The sequence below is a fragment of the uncultured Fibrobacter sp. genome (assembly GCF_900316465.1).
In the GTDB taxonomy this organism is placed as follows: Bacteria; Fibrobacterota; Fibrobacteria; order Fibrobacterales; family Fibrobacteraceae; genus Fibrobacter.
Window position 1 is genome coordinate 1 of sequence record NZ_ONDD01000020.1, and the last position, 19,000, is coordinate 19,000.

A 19,000-nucleotide genomic window follows, 5' to 3' on the forward strand; every position below is an offset into this window, starting at 1 on the left:
TGGTCCATGTCGAAGCTGTGGAGCGGCTGGCCCACGTCCATCAGAATGAAGTTCGTGATGTCGACCACGTTGTTGATGCTGTTCATGCCAACGGCATGCAGGAGCTTGGCGAGCCAAGCCGGAGACTTTTCAACCTTCACGTCCTTGATGACGCGGCCCACATAGCGGGAGCAACCGCAACCCGGAACCACTTCGAGGCTGATGGCAGAGCTAGCGGCTTCGGAATCTTCCTTGAGTTCGTAGGCGAGCGGCTTGAGCGGACGGCCGAACTTGGCGGCGAGTTCGCGGGCCACGCCACGGTGGCTGAGGGCGTCCGGGCGGTTCGGGGTCACGTTCAGTTCAAAGCAAACGTCATAGAGGCCGAGGCTTACGAACGGAGTGCCTGCCGGAATAGAATCGTCGAGAACCATGATGCCGGCGTGGTCGTCGCTGAGGCCGATTTCGTCTTCGGCGCAAATCATGCCGAAGCTTTCGACGCCGCGGATCTTGGATTTCTTCATCTTGAGGGTGCCGCCATCGGGGAGCGGGAGTTCTGCACCGATCGGGGCGAGCACCACGGTCTGGCCGGCGGCTACGTTCGGGGCGCCGCAAACGACCTGGATGGTTTCTTTGCCGTTATTGACGGTCGTAATGTGCAAGTGGTCGCTGTCCGGGTGGGCTTCGCAGGTAAGAACCTTTGCCACAACGAGCTTTTCATAAACCTTGCCCGGTTCTTCGGTACCTTCGACTTCCAAGCCGATGGAGGTCAATGCCTTTGCAACTTCTTCCGCATTTTCCGGAAGATCCACATGACGTCTGAGCCAATTCAAAGAAACTTTCATCGTATTATCCTTTATGACACGGTGTCGTACCCGTGCCTGCTTAAAATTCGGTGGTAAATTTAGAAAAAAACAGCCTTACCGATTATTCTTCGGGGCGCTCGGGGGTTGTATTTTCTTCGGGGTCTGCCGGAGGTACGTCCTGTGAGGGGGCTTCGGGGAATTCCGGGGCGGCAAAATCTTCAGGATTGAAGATGGCGTCAAAGAAAACGACGGTGCTCATGGTGATGAGAGGAATTATCCACAGAAGTCCGATTCCTAAAGTCAAAACGCCGAGGAAACACCATAGCATGATGCGGAAAGAAAGGCAAAGAAAATTGTAGTTGTATACGGAGACCTGACAATAAGTTTGCTTGATTAGGTCAATAGCAGGCGTGGAATCGTCTTGTGACATTTTTATCAAAAGACCGATCCAGGTGGGGTATAGCTTGTATAAAATGTAGCAGAATAAGGCTGCTAGAATGAGAATAAAAAGAATGTAAAAGAGAATGTTTTCGTGGATAGGCAAGATTAAGGGGAGATAATCTGCGAGTGCTTCGATGAGAGACGAGAAGAATCCTGCTACAAGGGCTCCGATAAGTATAACGACGACATTTCTGGAAAAATTCTTGAAACCCGCAAACATGTCGCGGAGATTCGATTGCCTGTGTTTGAAAATACGGAAAAAATAGGCGTAAAAACCGATGGCCAGAATATCTTGCACAATGGACTGTATCAGTGAAACTACAAAGCTGACGGGGTAGTTCCTAGGGGATTCTTCTTCGGTGCCGAAAAAAAGAAGGCTTGCGAAATTAATGAAGAAAATGGTGGCAAACAAGAGAATGCCGCCGAAAAGGGTTATGCCCGTTGTTTTGAGGCGATTCCCTTTAAGCGCATCGTTTGCTAAATCGAATGCTTTGGCGCTGCTGATCATATGTTCTCCTTCTTTTGTTGAGCTTAATGGTTCCGCTCGAAGCGCAAAGGCTTTAGCTGGTTGATGACCGATTGCAGTTCCTTAGGGAGCGGGCAATCGAGTACGATTTTATCGCCGTGCCAGGTGAATTCCAGGCGGCAGCTGTGCAAGAAAAGGCGGTGTAGCCCGAGTTGCTTTTTGACATCGCGGTTCAGCGCGAAATCGCCGTAACGGGTGTCGCCGAGGAGCGGGTGCCCGATGCTTGCGAAATGGGCACGAATCTGGTGCATACGGCCGGTTTCGAGCTTGATTTTTACCAGATCGTAACCTTCGTAATGCTGCTTGACGCGGTAATGCGTAACGGCCTTCTGGGCGTCCTTGCCGGTTTCGCCGACCTTCATTTTGCTACCCTTGGCGGCATCGGTGCGGGTGAGCGTCTCGTTAATGGTGCCCTTGTCTTTTTTGAGATTCCCCTTGACGAGGGCGAAATAGAATTTGTCGACTTCGTGTTCGCGGATCATGCGCGTGAGCTCACGGAGCGTGTCGCCGTGAAGGGCGGCAATGATCATGCCCGAGGTTTCTTGGTCGAGGCGGTGGGCGATAGTGGGCTTGAAGTCGAGCCCTTCGCGGCGGCCCCATTCCCACAGGTATTCTACGAGGCTCTCGCCGGGGCGAGTGCCGGAGCCCGGTTGGCTTGCCAGTCCCGAGGGCTTGTTGATGACCACGTAATCTTCGGTCTGAATGACAATGTCGAGCTCGTTTGCGCCCCAGCCGGATTGTTTTTCCGACGGCGAGGTGGCCTTGCCCCAGGTGGATTTTGCTTTTGCAAAACCGGTGCTGGGCTTATCGCCTTCGTTTTGGTTGGCGGGAAACTGGATGACATTGGTTGCGCCCTGGGAATCCGCATCGACGCTTTTAAAGTTTTCATAGATGCAGACGGTGTCGCCTTCCTGCAACATCTGATTTGCCTTGCCTACGACGCCATTCACACGGACTTTCTTTTTGCGGATGACAGCGAAAAAGACCGATAGCGATTCGTCGGGGAATGCCTTGCGCAAAAAACGGTCGAGGCGCATGTTGGCAAAATTGCGGTCAATGACTCGGGTGATCATAAGCTTTCCTTTTTCGCGTAGTGGGCGAGTCGCACGCCGTCAGCGGCGCTAGTGACGATTCCGCCGGAATATCCGGCGCCTTCGCCGAGCACAAACAGGCCCTTGGTATTCACGCTTTCAAGCGTCTCGTTGTTGCGACTCATGCGCAGGGGGCTGCTGGTGCGGGTTTCGGGGGCGACAATCAGGCCTTCCTCGATGAATCCAGGAATCTTCTTGTCAAAGTTCTGGAATCCTTCGGCGAGGCTTTTGCAAATGGTTTTGTCCATCCAGTCCCACAGATTGCTTTGCACAAGCCCGCAGGGGTAGGTGGATTTCGGGAGCGATTTGTCTTCGCGGTGGGCGAGGAACGCCTTGATGGTTTGGGCCGGAGCGGCGTAACTCTTGCCGCCGACCGCGTAGGCGTCGCTTTCGATTTTGCGCTGGAATTCAAGACCGCCAAAGAGCTTATCACTTGCGGCAATGGGCACGGCGATGGCGCCGTTGGCAAAGGGGCCATTGCGGCGGCTGTAGCTCATGCCGTTGGTGGCAAGGGTCCCAGGCTCCGAGGCGCAAGGCACCAGAACGCCACCCGGGCACATGCAGAAACTGTAGGCGCTGCTTGATTTGTTCAGTGTCGGGGTGGCGAGAAAATATTCGGCGGAACCCGTGAGTTTGGTGTCTACATTTAGGCCCAGCTGGCGCATGTTGATGAGTTGCTGCGGGTGCTCGACGCGCACGCCCATGGCAAAAGCCTTGCTTTCGAGCGCGACGCCACGGGCGTGGAGCATTTCGTAAATGCTCCGGGCAGAATGCCCGACGGCGAGCACCAAGGCTTCGCAGGGTTTCCAATTCGCCTGAGAATTTGGCGTTGAAACGTCTCGCAGCTGGATCGCCGCGATGCGGCCATCCTTAATCTCGATGTCTTCAAGCGCGGTGCTAAAATGAATCTTGCCACCAAGCTTTGCAATTTCGGCGCGCAGCTCTCGCAGCAATAAAACCAGACGGTCCGTGCCGATATGCGGCTTGGCGAAGGTCACGACCGATTCGTCGACTCCAAAGTCGACCATGTCGTGTAGAACCTGTTCCACGAACAGGTTCCGGGTGCGGGTATTAAGCTTTCCGTCACTGAATGCCCCCGCACCGCCTTCGCCAAAAAGCACATTGCTGTAGGCGTTAAAATTCCTGTCGATAAAGAACCGGCGAATATCGCGGAATCGTTCTTCAACGCATTTGCCCTGTTCGTACAAATCGACTGCAAAGCCTTTCCGCAACAAATGCAGGGCCGCCCAAAGGCCGCTAGGACCTGCGCCAATGACATCCACATGGCCGGGCATCGCGACGCTGTTTTTCTGCGGGTCGCTTTCAAGAGTTTCTTTGTCACGTGTTGCCGCTACAAGACCCTTGGCGTGATTTCCTGTGGCGCGGACTTCGCGCTTTAAGTCAAAAATCACGTTGTAAGACCACTTGGGGTCTCCTTTGCGACGGCTATCCAACGAAAAACGCTCCACCTGCAAATTGAAGATCTCTTCGGGATGCAAGCGGAGTTCTTTGGCCAAAGCCTCGCGGTACTTGCCTTTCTTGGCAAGTGCAACGCTTAGTTCTCTGTAGCGGTAGGTGAACATCACCCCCAAATTTAAAAATTAGAACAAGTAGTTCACGCGGACGCCGCCGTAAATGTCCTTGTATTCGTCGCTCAAGTTATCCGGGCGGTAGTAAAGGGCTGAACCCGTGTACCAATCGGTGCTCAGACGCTTAGTGTGGTTCACACGCAGATTCAAGTTCCCCAGCACATCCATTTCGGTTTCGTCTTCGCTAACACCGTTTTCTTCCCAGTTGGTGGTCAGGTAACGGAATTCGCCAGAAATACCCAGAACCAGGAATCGATTTCGGAACGGAATTTCAAATTCATCGTCGATCGTGAATTCCCGTTCGGTCATGTCGTTACGTTCGTAGTTCTTAAAGCGGGGAGTAAAACCAAAGTGATTCTGAATGTTATTGAAATTGGTTGTCGCTGAAAGCGGGTAGGCGTGTTCAAAGTAGTCTGCTCCGCCAAAATAGTAACCCAGTTTAGCCCAAGTTGTATTCGAAAGATTCATGCCTTTAATCAAGTCGTCTTTATAGAACTTGGAATCGTCGGTGCGGAGAGTCCAACGTCCGCCGGCTCTGAACGTGGTATTGAAAGCCTTGACAGAAAGGTCCAAGTTCCATGTGTTCTTGTAGATTCTTTCCTGGAATTTAGAAGCGAGATATTCTTCGCCCCAAAGTCCCGTGTATTGAGCCCAGCGTGCTGCGTCCACTTCGGTAACCGTTCCGTCGTCAATGATTTCGGTTGTCGCGTTGCCCGAACGTGCGGCAAACCAATCATCTTTATAAATACCGTCTTCCAGAATATAGTTGCCACGGAGTTGGTAGGGACGGTACTGGGTGCGGTATTCCAGATTGTATCCGACATTCACGTCGATGTTTTTTCCAATTTTGAAATCGTTTCCCAAAGTCCAGTTCTGGATGTATTTGGTTCGGTCATAATCCAGTTCGTGTTCGTCGAACCATTTGGAATTGTTGTTGCTGTAAAGTCCCCATTGGGTTCCTTCGCCAAGGCCAAAGAGATTGTTTTTGCCATCTTTTGCGGCATTCTCGATATTAATGGCGTATCCAAAGTGGAGTGTCCAGAAACCAGTGATAATCTGCTTGATGTCGGCGCCAAATTCGCGCGTGTCCGAGAGCTGGTCTGGAGATCCGGCGCTGTAGTAATCTTCGCCAATGTACTTGATGTGGCTAGAAATCGAGGTCTTGTAAAAACTCCCGTAGAACGAAAGTCCGAATGCAATGTTTTGACTGCCCCAGTTGAGACCCATAACGCGGTCATCGTCTCGGTCGCTGTCGTAGTTCTTTTTTAGCGCTTTTGCTTCACGAATCAAAGTGCGCAGGGAATCACGCATTTGCGGGCGACTCAAGGTGGTATTCCCGCCAAAGATTTCTTCAAGTTCTTCTGCCGAAAGAGAATTGATTTTGTTCTCGTTTATCATCAATTGACGGAGCTTTGTCATAGATGAAGTGCTGATTCCGGCTTGGGTAAACACCTGGTTGATTGCTCGTTCCCTGAAAACATCGGCAGTGTCGGCACGGCCAACTGCAATTTGTCCGTTCAGTTCGATGTCGCCGGGGTGGAATAGCCAGTTTCCATCGGCGTACAAAGTGAGCGATTGCTGTAAGGGCTCGCTTGTAATGGAGGTACGGCTTCCGCCATCGCGCAGGAGCGGATCGTGAATTTCGTCGTCGGCGTATATGGCGCCTAGGCTAACGTCAAATTGGCGGATGGGGGCCCATTTGACCGATCCTCCGTAAGCAAGTCGCTGTGCCTGGGCTTCGCCATCATCGATATAGTTCTTGTAAATATCGGGGTGGCGGTCTCCAATCAAATAGGGCTTGCGGTTTTCTCCAAAGAATCCGTTCAGCTCTAATACAGACTGGTTGGCGTTATTCTTGAAGAGCGATAGCGTGTAGCCGACGCCAAAGATCGGAAGCGATGCCATGTAGAGGTCTCCACCGACTTTAGTAAAGTCGCCTAACACAACTTTGTTGTAGTTGTCGGTGTAGGTCAGCGTAATCGGATCTGGCGAGAAATAGTTCCAGGAGTTGGCGGAAATGTCTGCGTTGAGTTCAATGGACTTGCCGTCGGTCGATTGCATCAGCAGGTAAATGCTTGCGTCTGTTCCAAAACCGGGAACCTGGAAACTATTCGATGTTCGTTCTCCTTTCACCTTTCGGGTCTTTATGTGATGGTAGTGGTTGTCGAGAGAAACACTTCCGATAAGGCTCCAGGGGTTTTGTGTAGAATCCGCCTTGTTTTCATTGGCCTCTTTTTGTGCAATCAAGTCTGCAATCTTGTCGTTTGCATTAACCGGACGGCTTTCGATACCTGGAATTTCGGGACTTGCAGGGAGAGCCTGTGCGACACCGTTATAGTCCTTGTTGAATTCGGTTTCGTTTCCTCCGATGCATTCAATGACTCCTTTTTCCAAAACGTCCGCGGAGCTTGCCCCGACCTTGTTGCCTTTTACTTGAGTATTGGCGAAAGTCAATTGGTTGTTGGCCATGTTCAAAACGGCATGCGAGTTCTTTTCAAAACTTGCCGAGGTCACTTCTGTAATGGCGAGCGGTGCGTTGTAAAGCGCAACGTTGTTTTCAAGGAAATAGACATCGAAAATGTTGGCGTCGCTGTAGCTGTCAATGTGGACTGCGGCACCGTTGTTCTTGGTGAACTGCGTCCCGCTGATAGTCACCTTTGAATTCTTGGCGTATACGCCGCGGTTCGACGTCTCTTTAATTCTGCTAGACAGAATGCTTGCAGCGCTGTTTTCAATGGCGATGCCGTTTTCTGCACCGATGATAACGGAACCTCTAATTTCAGAGGGCTCGCTGCCGGTAATAAAGATTCCTTTCCAATCTCCATTTTTGGGATTGCTTGCTGCCGAAACGAATTCAATTTCGTTGTCGTCTAAGCCGGCCGCAACAAACTGGCCCTTGACGTAAAGACCAGTTCCTGGCGCGAATTGAAGTCTTACGCCCGGTTCTATAACGAGAACCTGGTTTGGCTCAACCGTGATATCTCCGGTGACGGTATATGGAGATTGGTCAACTTTGATAAATCCGTGGACAGAACCGCTTAGCGGCGTTCCTTGTCCTAAAGCGGACGGTTCCTGGGCGTACGCCAAAACGGTCGTTAGGGCGATAATTGAAAAAAAGACGCTGTTTTTCATTACGGGCCCTTGTATGTTTTGGGTTTTTCAAGAATTTCGCCGCTCTTTAAAGTGACTGTTACCTTGATTTTGGTCGTGCTGTAGGGGATGTTGACTTGTTGGTCAATATGGTTTGACTGTAAATCCGTACCGCGAAGTATCTGGTTCTGCTTACCGGGTTGCGAAATCACGATTTGCTTGATGTAAATCGGATCGTTTTGCGGGAGCCCTGTGACCGAGAAGCCAAAAGATCTAGGAATGGTTCGTATGTCTGGCGGAGGCGGCACGTGCGGAAGATATTCGATGTCGCCATTGTCGAAGCGGATTTTGGCTGTCTTGATGGGCGGGAAGCATTCAAGAGTCTTGCTGATTTTGTCCTTGTTTCCGGCAAGATCTTCAACCTGGAATGTATAAAGATGTACACCCTGAGTCAAATTTTGGGTAAACTTGCTGTCGTTTTCGAAGTAAGATTCCTTTTGGATGACATTGTCAACGAAGAAGGTGTAAATAGATTTGTCTCCTTTGCTTTGTTCAAGAGAAAGCGATGCTTTGCACTTGTTTACAGAAAGCGTTAATTTAGGAGGCAACAGGTTTACGGTCTTGCAACTCTTGATAACCTTAAGCGGTATGGTTTCTTTATGTTTGCCGTTGGTAGACGATGTGTAGTTCACATAGATGTTTTTTTCATCCCAGTTCCCATTTTTATCGGACACGGGAATCGAATGCGTAAATTGCCCCTTTGCACTCAGTGGTATAAGGTTTGCCGAAGTGTATTTGCCTAGCGAAACAGTGAGATTTGCTTGCAGGTCGGTTGTGTCAAATGTTCCTTCGACTGTGGCCATTGCTGGGTCGCAAACTTCTAGCGGAGTTCCTGATGTGATGGTTAGGGGCGCTTTTGAAGTAGATTCGTTCGGATTTGGGGCGTAATAGGTTGTTACGAGTCCGCACTGGAATGAGGTTGAATTATCTCCATCAAAGAAACAGGTGAAAGGGAATTTCTTTTGGCCGACTTCGGTGGGTTCCCAGTCGACATTGAAACTGATTTCGGAACCGTTGGAGCGTATCGGTTGGTCAAAAATGCGGACGTGCGTTCCTTTGGAGCAGGTGGCCTTGATGGTTTGTTTCGGAGAGTAGACCGTGTCGGGGAGTGCTACAATGGAACATTTAACCTTGCTTTTTTTATCGTTTAAGCGTTTTGAAAGCTGCTTGTCTTTTTCTTGAATTGCTTTTTTGAGCGAATCAAGGGAGAGCGATGTGTTGCTCAGGAGCGTGTCGAGGGCGTTAAAGAGTAGCGAATTTCCCGACGTGGCAAGGTCGAGAACGAGAAGTCCCTTTTTACAGTAAACAATAGTCTGACCACCTTTAATACCGGTCGCGTTTTGATTTTCTTCTGGGGTAAAGTCAAGATTTCCGGTGGCAAGAGATGCAATGGAACAGCTGTTCGATGTGCCCACAAAACCGTCTGTACCTCGAATAGCGGCGGTTGAGTTCCCTGTCTTGAACTTGAATTTGCTCTTGTTGTTCGCCTGCTTTTGCACGTCGAACTTCATGCTGCCTTTTTTGACGACGGTTTCAAAATTGTTTTCGCCGTTTTCAAAGGAAAGCTTTGTGATGGAGACAAAGGTGTTTTCCTGGATGCCGAATGAGCCTCCGTCGGGGAGGGCAATGATGGCCTCGGATTCCAGAAGGGTCTCGATATTGTCGCCTTCCTTGACATTTTTCGCCTTTTTTAGGCCAGGAGTCGGTTCGGAAGACTTTACCACCTGCTTTTCAGAATTGCGGTAAAGGAATACTTCACCCACAGCGTAGTGGATTTTAGCAGTTTTTGCAGCAAATGTAACCCCGACAAGAATGGCTAGAAGGGCGGCTTGAAGGCTAAAAAAACGTGAAAAAGACATAAAGCCTCGCTTTATAGTAACATTCTGTCGTAAATATATGTATTTTTTTTACATACTTAGAATGTGTGTGATGCACCTAAGTAATGAAATAAAGACTTTTTTCAAAGTTTTTTGGAAGAAGGTCAAAACCTATAACTACAGGACTAAATATGGAAGTTGAAGAACTGACCGTTGCCTATAGCGATGAAGATACCGGTGAAGAAGTCATCAAGGAAATCGGCAAGGAAATCCTTTCGAAGGGTGCATGGCCGACCGTGATGTTCTTTTACCAGGAACGTGACCCGAAGACCGGTGAATTTACCGAACCCAAGGTGTCTCTGCGCCGCTACCGCAAGATGGCGGGCAATTTCAAACCCCAGGGCAAGTTCAAGATCACGGGCAAGGCTCAGGCCGAAGCTATCATAGACGTCCTCAAGAAGTGGTATAACATTTAATGCCAGACCCTGCTAGTCGAAAGAAGAAGTATAATATCGAGTTCCTTTGCGAGGGGGACATCGAGGCTTTTCCGTATAAGGACAAGTTCGAAAAGATGGCTCGCAAGCTCCTTGCCGAAGAAGGCAAGGAAAAAGACGTGAACATTGTGCTTTGCACCGATGAGTTCGTACGCACCATGAACCGCGACTACCGCGGTCTCGACAAGGTGACCGACGTTCTTTCGTTTGAATGGAAAAACGAACTCGGAGTCGAAATCCCTGAAGACGAGGCCATGCTCGGCGAAATCTATATCGCCCGCGAGCAGGTGCGCCGCCAGGCTCCCGAATACGGCAACACGTTCTACGCCGAAATGAAGCGCGTGATTGTACACGGGCTGTTGCACCTTTCGGGCTACGACCACATCAAGGCCGCCGACCGCAAGGTCATGCGCAAGCGCGAATGCGAATTCCTGGGACTAGACCCGTACAAGGAAGGTGCCTAATGGAATCTTCTGAAAGTTACGCCGTCGCGTTCCTTGTCGTATTTGTCCTGACATCGTTTTCGTTTTCGCTGATCAAGGCCGCTTTTAGCGCCATTTATGCCAAGCGTGATGCCCGTGACCGTGAAGGCCGCGAAGAGGTGGTTGCATCCTTGGTGGAACTGCCTGGCTTTAACGAAACGATTTCGATCGGTCGCATCTTCTGTAACGTGGGTGCGGGCGTTTTGGGCTTTTACCTGTTCCAGATGATTCCTTGGAACTGGGTGCAAGATTACTGGTTCCTGGCTTTTGCCGCTTACCTGGTGGTCGCCTGCATCGGCATTTACACCATTACGGTGTTCTTGGCGAACCTGCTCGGAAACTTGAAGCCGGACACTTTCGCTGTCGTGCTGATTCCGCTGTTCAAGTTCATTAGACTCCCGTTTGCACTGCCGGCAAAGATTTGCCACCTGCTGTTCGTCAAGATTCTGAAGGTCTTGGGCTATGACTCTAAGCTGAGCTTCTTGCCCGAAGAACGCCGCGACGCCGTGCAGGCGCAGGCCGACTTGAGCGACGAGGCAGACCCCGATGCCGAAGGCCTGGAACAAGAAGAACGCCAGATGATTTTGAACATCTTCGACTTCGTGGAAACTCCGGTGCGCGAAATCATGACGCCCCGTGTGGACATGTGCGCGGTCGAAGTTGGCACACCGCTTGAAGAACTGGTGAGGGTGTTGAATACAGAACGCCATTCCCGCTTGCCGGTGTACAAGGAAACGGTCGATAACATCGTGGGTATTCTTTCGAACCGCGACTTTTTGGAATGGTACACCGAACACCGCGACGAACCCTTTGATATCATGAAGCTCGTGATGCCGCCGGTATTCGTGCCGTATCACAAGAAGATTGACGACATGCTCACCGAACTGCGTAAGACGGGTAACCAGCTCGCTATCGTGGTGGATGAATATGGCGGAACCGCAGGCCTTGTTACGCTCGAAGACATTCTCGAAGAAATCGTGGGCGAAATCAAGGACGAAGACGACGTGGACGAAGATGAAGATGTGCAGCGCCTTAAGGACGGCCGCTTCATTCTCGACCCGATCATGACGCTTTCCGATTTGGAATACAAGCTCGGTGTTGAACTCGAAGCCCCAGAAAATTCCCACGTGGAAACGCTTTCGGGCTTGATTCAGGCAACGCTCGGCATTATTCCGTCTCCTGGCGCCGAAGTCACCATCAAGGGTTACACCTTCCGTGTCTTGAAAATGGACGGCACCCGTATGGAAAAGGTGCTCATGATTCAGCCCGGCAAGGGCAAGACCAAGAACATCAAGGCCGTGCCCCGCACACAGGCTTTTAAGGTGGTTTAGTACTGAGTCATGGGCTTGGGGGTATGCCCCTTAAAGATTAAAAAAAGCAGCATTTCAATCCTGCTTTTTTTGCTAAGTGACACTCATGCAATGTGTAATGTGGAATGACAAATGAGATAAACGATACTTGGTGCTTTAGCACCTTAGTAGAGTTATCCTCTATGAGGAAATGAATAATTACACATCTCTCATTCCACATCATTAATTGTTACAGCTCTTCCACGGCTTCGGCGCGGAGGTTCTGCACGATGTGGTCCTGACGCTGCGGCGTGTTGTTGCCCATGTAGTAGGCGAGCATCTTGCCGAAGGAGGCATCGGGCGGGAGCACCACCGTTTCAAGACGCATGTCTTCGCCAATGAACTGGCCGAATTCTTCCGGGGAAATTTCGCCGAGACCTTTGAATCGAGTGATTTCGAGACCGGTCTTGCCGATTTCCTTGGCGGCTCTGTCGCGTTCCGTTTCGTCGTAGCAGTACTTGGTCACCTGCTTGTTACGCACGCGGAAAAGCGGCGTCTGCAGAATGAACAGGTGCTTCTGTTCCACGAGTTCGGGGAAGAATTGCAAGAAGAAGGTCATCAAAAGCAGACGAATGTGCATGCCGTCCACATCAGCATCGGTCGCGATAATCACCTTGTCGTAGCGGAGGTTCTCGAGACCGTTTTCGATATCGAGAGCGTGCTGTAGCAGGTTGAATTCCTCGTTTTCGTACACGACCTTCTTGGTCATGCCAAAGCTGTTGAGCGGCTTACCGCGCAAGCTGAACACGGCCTGCGTCTGCACGTTACGAGCCTTGGTAATGGAGCCCGAAGCAGAGTCACCTTCGGTAATGAAGATCATGGTTTCGCGGTTCAGTTGGTTCTTGACGTCAGTCAGGTGAATCTTGCAGTCGCGGAGTTTGCGATTGTGCAGGTTCGCCTTTTTCGCACGGTCGTTCGCAAGCTTCTTGATGCCCGCGATTTCCTTGCGTTCACGTTCGTTCTGCGTAATGCGGTTTAAAAGGGCCTTTTCGGTTTCCGGATTCTTGTGCAGGTAGTTGTCGAGCTGCGAGGCAACGTAATCCACGATCCAGGTACGCAGCTGGGCGCCACCCGGAGCGACCGTTGTCGAGCCGAGCTTGGTCTTGGTCTGCGATTCGAAAACCGGTTCCTGAATGCGCACGGAAATGGCGCCGATAATGCAGTTACGCACGTCGGCCGGATCCAAGTCCTTCTTGAAGTGGTCGCGGGCACCCTTCACAATACCTTCGCGGAAGGCCTGCTGGTGCGTACCGCCCTGGGTGGTATGCTGGCCGTTCACAAAGCTGTAGTAGTGTTCGCCGTACTGGTTGCCGTGGGTAAAGGCGACTTCGATATCGTTTGCCTTAAAATGGGCCACCGGGTAACGGATAGAATCGTCCACGTGGTTCTGCAAAAGGTCCAGAAGGCCGTTCGGGCTGTTGTAGGTCTTACCGTTCATCACCAGCGAAAGGCCGTTGTTCAGGTAGGCGTAGTTCCATACCTTTTCTTCCATGTAGCCCGGCAAGAAGCGGAAATTTTTGAAAATGCTTGCATCCGGTTCGAAATAGATTTCGGTACCGTTCTTTTCGGTCGTATTCTTTTCGCGTTCTTCGCGGACGAGCTTGCCCTTGCTGAATTCGGCTTCCTTCACGCGGCCATCGCGGAAACTCTTGACGATAAACTTGGTCGAAAGGGCGTTTACCGCCTTGGTACCCACACCGTTCAAGCCCACGGACTTCTGGAAGGCTTCGGAGTCGTACTTACCACCGGTGTTAATCTTCGATACGCAGTCGATGACCTTGCCGAGCGGAATACCGCGGCCAAAGTCACGCACGCGGGCGCTGTGGTCTTCGATGTCAATGATAATCTGCTTGCCGGCACCCATCACGAATTCGTCGATGGAGTTGTCGATAATTTCCTTAACCAGCACATAAATGCCGTCGTCGGGGCTGTTGCCGTCGCCGAGCTTGCCGATGTACATACCCGGACGTTCGCGGATATGTTCGTTCCATTCTAGTGTTCTAATGCTGTCTTCGGTATACTTTGCTGCTGCCATAGTAATTAGAAACTCTCGTTAAAATTTAAGTCGGTACAAAGATAAACATTTTTTTTGACAGCTGAGTGTCAAAATCGCTTCAGACACAATATAGCAAAAAGCATATGCCAGGTGTGCGAATGTGCAGTAAAAAGTCTTTTTACTATATAATTGGGAACATCATGCGTGTCCAGAGGGCGTCATCTAGATCGCGTCTAGAATCAACAACTGCCAAAACTTTGACTCGATTTTCTTCTTTGCGGTAAAAGATTCTCCATGGGCTTACCACGAGTTCACGGAATCCATTGATTTGCAAATATTCTAATTCCGTAGGAATCTTGCCCAAATCAGGAAACTTGTCAAGAACTAGACATTCTTTTTTTATTCTAGCAAGAGTGTCTTTGGCGTTTTTGGGATTACTCGCTGTAATATGCATGATGATGGACTTTAAGTCGAGAGATGCCGATTCGGACCATTCTACAGTGATTTTCTTAGAGGGCATTCAGTTCTTTCTCCAAGGAATCAAAGAGGTCTTTTTGATTAATTGATTTTCCCTTCGAAAATTCGGCTTCGCTTTGAGCAAAAAGTTTGAACAACTTTAAGCCGTCCTGCATCATCTGGAAGGTTTCTGTGTCGAGGATTACACCACGGGCCTCTCCGTTTTGTGTGACGATGTAAGGGGCGCGAGTGTCGTTTACATGGTCTAGCACTTTTGCTGCGTTCGCTTTAATGTAGGAAATAGGCTTGATATTTCTATAGGTCGGCATAAAACCTCGCGTAAGACTGAATTCGGTATTAAATATAGTCTTTTTTAGGGATAATGCAACTAGAAAAACGAAATTGTCTTGGAACTCAAGAAAATCACTCCTTTTGCAGTCGTTGAATTTCTATCTTTGCCCGTATGAATACCGCTTTTTATGTCTTTATGAAGTTGTTGCCGAAGAATGCCGCTAGCCGTGCCTTCGGTGCTTTGACTCGCCTCAAGTTGCCCGTGATTTCGAAGGCAATGCGCAATGCTTTTGCAAGTTACTACAAACTGAATATGGAAGAATCGGAATTCCCGATTGATCATTACGCAAACATTGGTGAACTTTTTATCCGCAGGCTCAAGCCGGGTATGCGCCCGATTGCTGATTCCGAAATCGTGTCGCCGGTGGATGGCGTGCTTTCGCAGACGGCAACTTTTGACGAAAAGCAAGAACTGATTCAGGCCAAGGGCAAGACCTATACGCTCAAGGACCTGCTCCGCGACGAAGAAATGGCTGCCCGCTTTGAAGGTGGCGCCTTCGCGACGATTTACCTTGCTCCGTTCAACTACCACCGCATTCATAGTCCCGTGAAGGGCGAAGTGGTGGACGCAAGCTACTGTCCGGGTACACTCTGGCCGGTGAATGTCGGTAGCGTGGAACGTGTGGAAGGCCTGTTTTGCATCAACGAACGCCTTACGAGCCATATCCGCTTGGACGATGGTTCTGAAATGCTGGTGGTCAAGGTCGGTGCTACGAACGTGGGCCGCATCGGTGTTGCCTACACGGACGAACTCTTGGTGAATGCGGGCAAACTCCCGCGCAACTGCAAACGTTACGACTGGAAACCCGCTCAGAAAATCACTGTGGAAAAGGGCGGCGAACTGGGTCGCTTTGAAATGGGCAGCACCGTGATTCTCGTGGTCGACAAGAAAATCCGCGAAAGGAATCCGGGGCTTTTCCAGAGCCGTGTGGGAACAGCCGTGAAGGTGGGCGAGGCCCTCTAATATTTTAGGTTTTGCCGATGGTTTCGGTCGAGCGATTTATTCACGATGAACCCGCGTTGTTCAAGGCGACGGCGGAATTCGTGCGATTGTTTGCTCGAATCGACGACCCGGTTCTTACGGTTGCAAAGCAAGAAAAGGGCGCAAACGAACGCATCGCGTGGACGCTTTTAGGCACGGCGCTTTTTCAAGATGTCAGTTACCCGGAATTTGTGACGCTTTTGCAGGCGTTGAATGAAAAATTTCCTGGCGAAAAACTCTGGACGCTGCCGGTGCCGAAGGCGCAGGATATTGAAGCTTGCGTAGAATCTGCATTCGGTTGCCGCACCTGGTCCATGTTCGAAAACGTGGCGGGGATTTTCTGGAGTGTCGGGCTGTTTGTGCGCCGGCATGGGAATTTGCAGGAATGGCTCAAGTCCCGCACGCCCGAAGAAATCTGGCGTGATTTGGGCGAGATTTACTTTATGGGCAAGGGAAACCCGCGCCCGAAAGTTTGCGCCGCGATTTACCGCTTGCTCGCGCCCGCGCCAGTGGGGCTTTCGCTGGACTGTGCGCCTTCGCCAAAATGGCCGCCCTTGCCGCTGACCATGGGCACTCGCCGCTACCTCTCCATTCTTGGGCCAGCAAGCGACGGCTTTGCGGACTTGGAACCGCTACAAAAGCAGAAACTTGCAACCGACATGTATGTGGCACTTGTGCAGCATTTGATGGAACAGTCCGAAAATGCCGAGGTGAAAAAGTCGAAGGTCGACGCCTTGACCGCCTACGTGGCTGCGCACAGCCTGCAGTTCTACTTGGAAGACGGAACCGACGGCTTTATTTGCCGACATTCTACGGACCATTGTCGCAAATGCCCCCTGCGGGAATATTGCAGCTACGCGGAATGATTTTTACTAAATTGTGGCTATGTGTTTTTCTACTCGATTCTTTAAGATGGCTTTGGTTGCAAGCGTTGTCGCGCTTGTGGCGGGCTGCCAAAAGAAAGTCGAAAAACCGATCGATTATTCCTCGATTACTTACAAGCGTTTGAGCCCGGCTTCGTTCAAGGCCGATTCTTCGAAGAATGCCGAAATTCCTTCGCTGGAACGCCGCTACGATTACCGCTATGCCATTATGCTTGGCGATACGCTCGGTGTGACGGTACTTGAATTCGAAAGCGACGTGTATGCGCTGGACTATTACATGAACAGTGGACACTTCCAAGGTAGCATCCCGATTTTGAGGGGCAATTTCTTGGAACAGAGTTTCCGCGCCGACAAGCGCATCTTTATCTTTAGGCACGACAGTTACCGCCGTTACGAGCGCGCCGACCTCGAAGATTACGTGCGCAAGTTCCCGGGCTACCATGGCGGATTCCCGCAGGCATTCTTGAGCTTGCCTTTTGAACACCGTGAACAGGGCCGTGCCTCGATCGAAACCAGGTTCTTCTTGGGCGTCAAATCGACCTTCCCGGTGCTGGTGCAAAGCTATCGCGACGGCAATTTGCGCTGGAATGTGGCGCGCAGTTGGGATCAGGTAGAATCGGATGCGTTTGAAAAGTGGGTGTCGGGCCTTAAGCAGGTGACTCCAAACGAGATTGTTCCCGCAAATGACTGCGTTTACTTTGAAGCGGGCGAGGGCTCTTATGGAATCGCGAGCCGCTTGTCTGGCGGGCGGGTGGCCGTTGTCTGGGGCTATATGTCTTGGCCGGACTTGGAACGCTCGTTCTTTACCGCCAGCGACCGCATTTTTGAGGCGCGATTTTAACTTTTATTTGTTATATTAAAGCCATGGCTATTGAAAAACTTGCAGAAACTCTTTTGGAAAAGCTCCGTTTCATCACTAAGGCAGAAACGGTTATCGGTAACCCCATTCAGGCCGGTGAATCTACCGTTGTGCCCGTGAGCCGCGTGTCGGTGGGCTTCGGTTTTGGCGGTCACCAGTCCAAGGGTGATACTTCTGCCTCTGGCGGTGGCGCCTCGGTGGAACCGGTTGCCTTCCTCGTCATCAAGGGCGACGATGTGCGCGTGATGCCCATTAGCAAGGATAGTTCGCTTGTTTCCAAGGTCATGGACATTGTGCCCGACGTGGTGAACAAGTTCAAGAAGAGCGACGATTAATTGAAATAGGAGATTCCCGCCTGCGCGGGAATGACATGTTTGCAAAAAAGCCTCGGTGAAAACCGAGGCTTTTTGAATGGTTTTTGCATTCTGGCTATTAGCCGAGCACCTTCTTTTCGAAGTCGCCGAGGCAGTCAACGAGAGCCTGCACGCCTTCGACCGGCATAGCGTTGTAAATGGAAGCACGGAAACCACCCACAGAGCGGTGACCCTTGAGCTGCTGCAGACCGCGAGCCTTAGCGAATTCAAGGAATTCCTTAGCGAGATCGTCAGCCTTGTCAGCGGCAACCACGTCCTTGTTGAACACGAACGGAACGTTCATGATGGAGCGGTCTTCCTTAGCAGCGGTACCGACGAACACCTTGGAGTTGTCGAGGGCGCTGTAAAGGAGAGCGGCCTTGGAGCGGTTCACCTTTTCGATAGCGTCCACACCACCGAATTCCTTGAGCCACTTGAGGGTGCGGTTCATCACGTACACGGCGAATACCGGAGGAGTGTTGAACATGTTGGCAGCGTCAATGTGAGTCTGGAAGTTGAGCATGGTCGGGATGGTGCGGTTCACCTTGCCGAGGAGGCCCTTCTTGATGATGGTAACAGTCACGCCAGCGCAGCTGATGTTCTTCTGAGCGCCACCGTACACAACGCCGAAGTCAGACACGTTGATCTTACGAGCGAGGAAGTCGGAGCTCACGTCAGCCATGAGGAAGCCGGACTTCGGCTTCGGGAAGTTGTGCCATTCGGTACCGTAGATGGTGTTGTTGGCAGTCACGTGGAGGTACGTGGCGTTGTCGGAAAGCTTCAGGTTCTTGTCGATGCGGCTGTAAGTTTCGGACTTGGTGTCGCAAGCGGCGAGAGCGTTACCGAACTGCTTGGCTTCCTTGTAAGCCTTGTTTGCCCAAACGCCAGTCAGAGCGTAGTCTGCCGTAGCGTCCTGGTCAAGGAAGTTCATCGGGAGCATGCAGAACAGAAGGGAGCAACCACCACCGAGGAAAACGATGTCGTAGTCTTCAGGGATGCCCATCAATTCGCGGAGGTACTGTTCCGTCTGGGCGAACATGTTTTCAATCGGCTTTGAACGGTGACTCATGGAGAGAATGCTGATGCCGCTGTTTTCGAAGTCGATGCATGCAGCAGATGCTTCCTTGAGTGCCTGTTCGGGCAGGACAGACGGTCCTGCGCTAAAGTTATAGACTTTATTTGCCATGGTTGTGTTCCTTTTTGTTTTGCCCCGCATGGTTTACGGGGACTCTTAAATTACGCGCGTAAAAATAGCAAAATACGGCTTTTTCGGCTACTGTTTTTTGATGTGAGATAAAACTCTTATGATGAACTGCAATGGGAATGCGATGGAACGCAAAAAGAAAATGGCAGACTTTCGTCTGCCATAAAAAATGTTTCTGAACTCAGCAATCCGAA

Annotated in this window: 17 protein-coding genes; 7 read left to right on the forward strand and 10 right to left on the reverse strand. The window is 50.9% G+C overall.

Going from position 1 to position 19,000, the window contains the following annotated elements:
- The 6 genes from ytpR to QZN53_RS09010 form a co-directional block, all read right to left on the reverse strand.
- Positions 1–821: YtpR family tRNA-binding protein (gene ytpR, locus QZN53_RS08985; protein ID WP_163438674.1), on the reverse strand; the 821-nt coding region annotated here is incomplete at its 3' end.
- A gap of 82 nt (positions 822–903) precedes the next feature.
- Positions 904–1,731 (reverse strand): DUF975 family protein, encoded by an 828-nt coding sequence (locus QZN53_RS08990; protein ID WP_163438675.1) that lies wholly within the window; start codon positions 1,729–1,731, stop codon positions 904–906.
- A gap of 23 nt (positions 1,732–1,754) precedes the next feature.
- Positions 1,755–2,822 (reverse strand): RluA family pseudouridine synthase, encoded by a 1,068-nt coding sequence (locus QZN53_RS08995; RefSeq protein ID WP_163438676.1) that lies wholly within the window; start codon positions 2,820–2,822, stop codon positions 1,755–1,757.
- Positions 2,819–4,423: an NAD(P)/FAD-dependent oxidoreductase gene (locus tag QZN53_RS09000; protein WP_163438677.1), complete on the reverse strand. Its 1,605-nt coding sequence runs from the start codon at positions 4,421–4,423 to the stop codon at positions 2,819–2,821. Before QZN53_RS09000 ends, QZN53_RS08995 begins: the two co-directional genes overlap by 4 nt.
- A gap of 18 nt (positions 4,424–4,441) precedes the next feature.
- Positions 4,442–7,561 (reverse strand): right-handed parallel beta-helix repeat-containing protein, encoded by a 3,120-nt coding sequence (locus QZN53_RS09005; protein ID WP_163438678.1) that lies wholly within the window; start codon positions 7,559–7,561, stop codon positions 4,442–4,444.
- A complete protein-coding gene (locus tag QZN53_RS09010) occupies positions 7,561–9,438 on the reverse strand; it encodes a FecR domain-containing protein (protein WP_163438679.1) in 1,878 nt (625 codons plus the stop codon). Before QZN53_RS09010 ends, QZN53_RS09005 begins: the two co-directional genes overlap by 1 nt.
- Positions 9,439–9,587: 149 nt before the next feature.
- On the opposite strand from QZN53_RS09010, the gene QZN53_RS09015 reads away from it, so the two are divergent.
- Genes QZN53_RS09015 through QZN53_RS09025 form a run of 3 tightly spaced genes read left to right on the forward strand, consistent with a single transcriptional unit; the run spans position 9,588 to position 11,703 of the window.
- Positions 9,588–9,872, forward strand: a complete 285-nt coding sequence (locus QZN53_RS09015) for a hypothetical protein (RefSeq protein ID WP_163438680.1) — start codon at positions 9,588–9,590, stop codon at positions 9,870–9,872.
- Positions 9,872–10,354, forward strand: a complete 483-nt coding sequence (gene ybeY / locus QZN53_RS09020) for an rRNA maturation RNase YbeY (protein ID WP_083564456.1) — start codon at positions 9,872–9,874, stop codon at positions 10,352–10,354. Before QZN53_RS09015 ends, ybeY begins: the two co-directional genes overlap by 1 nt.
- Positions 10,354–11,703 carry a hemolysin family protein gene (locus QZN53_RS09025; protein WP_163438681.1) on the forward strand — a complete coding sequence of 450 codons (1,350 nt, stop codon included), beginning with the start codon at positions 10,354–10,356 and terminating at the stop codon, positions 11,701–11,703. The genes ybeY and QZN53_RS09025 overlap by 1 nt, the downstream gene beginning before the upstream one ends.
- Positions 11,704–11,911: 208 nt before the next feature.
- Here QZN53_RS09025 and QZN53_RS09030 read toward each other — a convergent pair whose 3' ends face one another.
- The 3 genes from QZN53_RS09030 to QZN53_RS09040 all read right to left on the reverse strand — a co-directional run bounded on the left by QZN53_RS09030 (position 11,912) and on the right by QZN53_RS09040 (position 14,502).
- Positions 11,912–13,756 carry a DNA topoisomerase IV subunit B gene (locus QZN53_RS09030; protein WP_163438682.1) on the reverse strand — a complete coding sequence of 615 codons (1,845 nt, stop codon included), beginning with the start codon at positions 13,754–13,756 and terminating at the stop codon, positions 11,912–11,914.
- A 142-nt stretch (positions 13,757–13,898) separates the two neighbouring features.
- Positions 13,899–14,237 (reverse strand): type II toxin-antitoxin system RelE/ParE family toxin, encoded by a 339-nt coding sequence (locus QZN53_RS09035; RefSeq protein ID WP_163438683.1) that lies wholly within the window; start codon positions 14,235–14,237, stop codon positions 13,899–13,901.
- Entirely contained in the window at positions 14,227–14,502 is a 276-nt protein-coding gene (locus tag QZN53_RS09040; RefSeq protein ID WP_163438684.1) for a type II toxin-antitoxin system Phd/YefM family antitoxin, read from the reverse strand. Before QZN53_RS09040 ends, QZN53_RS09035 begins: the two co-directional genes overlap by 11 nt.
- Before the next feature lie 134 nt (positions 14,503–14,636).
- Between QZN53_RS09040 and asd the strand changes: the two genes are divergently transcribed.
- From asd to QZN53_RS09060, 4 genes are read left to right on the forward strand one after another with little or no spacing between them, the layout of a single operon-like run.
- A complete protein-coding gene (gene asd, locus QZN53_RS09045) occupies positions 14,637–15,488 on the forward strand; it encodes an archaetidylserine decarboxylase (protein ID WP_163438685.1) in 852 nt (283 codons plus the stop codon).
- Positions 15,489–15,505: 17 nt separating this feature from the next.
- The gene (locus QZN53_RS09050; RefSeq protein ID WP_163438730.1) at positions 15,506–16,372 is read left to right on the forward strand and encodes a hypothetical protein; all 867 of its coding nucleotides are present in this window, start codon (positions 15,506–15,508) and stop codon (positions 16,370–16,372) included.
- Positions 16,373–16,391: 19 nt separating this feature from the next.
- Entirely contained in the window at positions 16,392–17,231 is an 840-nt protein-coding gene (locus QZN53_RS09055; RefSeq protein ID WP_163438686.1) for a hypothetical protein, read from the forward strand.
- Positions 17,232–17,254: 23 nt separating this feature from the next.
- On the forward strand, positions 17,255–17,584 hold the full coding sequence (locus QZN53_RS09060) for a GerW family sporulation protein (protein WP_163438687.1): 330 nt from the start codon (positions 17,255–17,257) through the stop codon (positions 17,582–17,584).
- Between the two features lie 97 nt (positions 17,585–17,681).
- Here the strand turns inward: QZN53_RS09060 and serC are convergent, their stop codons facing one another.
- On the reverse strand, positions 17,682–18,788 hold the full coding sequence (gene serC / locus QZN53_RS09065; protein WP_072978302.1) for a 3-phosphoserine/phosphohydroxythreonine transaminase: 1,107 nt from the start codon (positions 18,786–18,788) through the stop codon (positions 17,682–17,684).
- Positions 18,789–19,000 lie beyond the last annotated feature (212 nt).

Coding starts and splice junctions, on each gene's coding strand:
- QZN53_RS08990 (WP_163438675.1), bottom strand. CDS start 1,731: ATGATCAGCAGCGCCAAAGCATTCGATTTAGCAAACGATGCGCTTAAA.
- QZN53_RS08995 (WP_163438676.1), bottom strand. CDS start 2,822: ATGATCACCCGAGTCATTGACCGCAATTTTGCCAACATGCGCCTCGAC.
- QZN53_RS09000 (WP_163438677.1), bottom strand. CDS start 4,423: ATGTTCACCTACCGCTACAGAGAACTAAGCGTTGCACTTGCCAAGAAA.
- QZN53_RS09005 (WP_163438678.1), bottom strand. CDS start 7,561: ATGAAAAACAGCGTCTTTTTTTCAATTATCGCCCTAACGACCGTTTTG.
- QZN53_RS09010 (WP_163438679.1), bottom strand. CDS start 9,438: ATGTCTTTTTCACGTTTTTTTAGCCTTCAAGCCGCCCTTCTAGCCATT.
- QZN53_RS09015 (WP_163438680.1), top strand. CDS start 9,588: ATGGAAGTTGAAGAACTGACCGTTGCCTATAGCGATGAAGATACCGGT.
- ybeY (WP_083564456.1), top strand. CDS start 9,872: ATGCCAGACCCTGCTAGTCGAAAGAAGAAGTATAATATCGAGTTCCTT.
- QZN53_RS09025 (WP_163438681.1), top strand. CDS start 10,354: ATGGAATCTTCTGAAAGTTACGCCGTCGCGTTCCTTGTCGTATTTGTC.
- QZN53_RS09030 (WP_163438682.1), bottom strand. CDS start 13,756: ATGGCAGCAGCAAAGTATACCGAAGACAGCATTAGAACACTAGAATGG.
- QZN53_RS09035 (WP_163438683.1), bottom strand. CDS start 14,237: ATGCCCTCTAAGAAAATCACTGTAGAATGGTCCGAATCGGCATCTCTC.
- QZN53_RS09040 (WP_163438684.1), bottom strand. CDS start 14,502: ATGCCGACCTATAGAAATATCAAGCCTATTTCCTACATTAAAGCGAAC.
- asd (WP_163438685.1), top strand. CDS start 14,637: ATGAATACCGCTTTTTATGTCTTTATGAAGTTGTTGCCGAAGAATGCC.
- QZN53_RS09050 (WP_163438730.1), top strand. CDS start 15,506: ATGGTTTCGGTCGAGCGATTTATTCACGATGAACCCGCGTTGTTCAAG.
- QZN53_RS09055 (WP_163438686.1), top strand. CDS start 16,392: ATGTGTTTTTCTACTCGATTCTTTAAGATGGCTTTGGTTGCAAGCGTT.
- QZN53_RS09060 (WP_163438687.1), top strand. CDS start 17,255: ATGGCTATTGAAAAACTTGCAGAAACTCTTTTGGAAAAGCTCCGTTTC.
- serC (WP_072978302.1), bottom strand. CDS start 18,788: ATGGCAAATAAAGTCTATAACTTTAGCGCAGGACCGTCTGTCCTGCCC.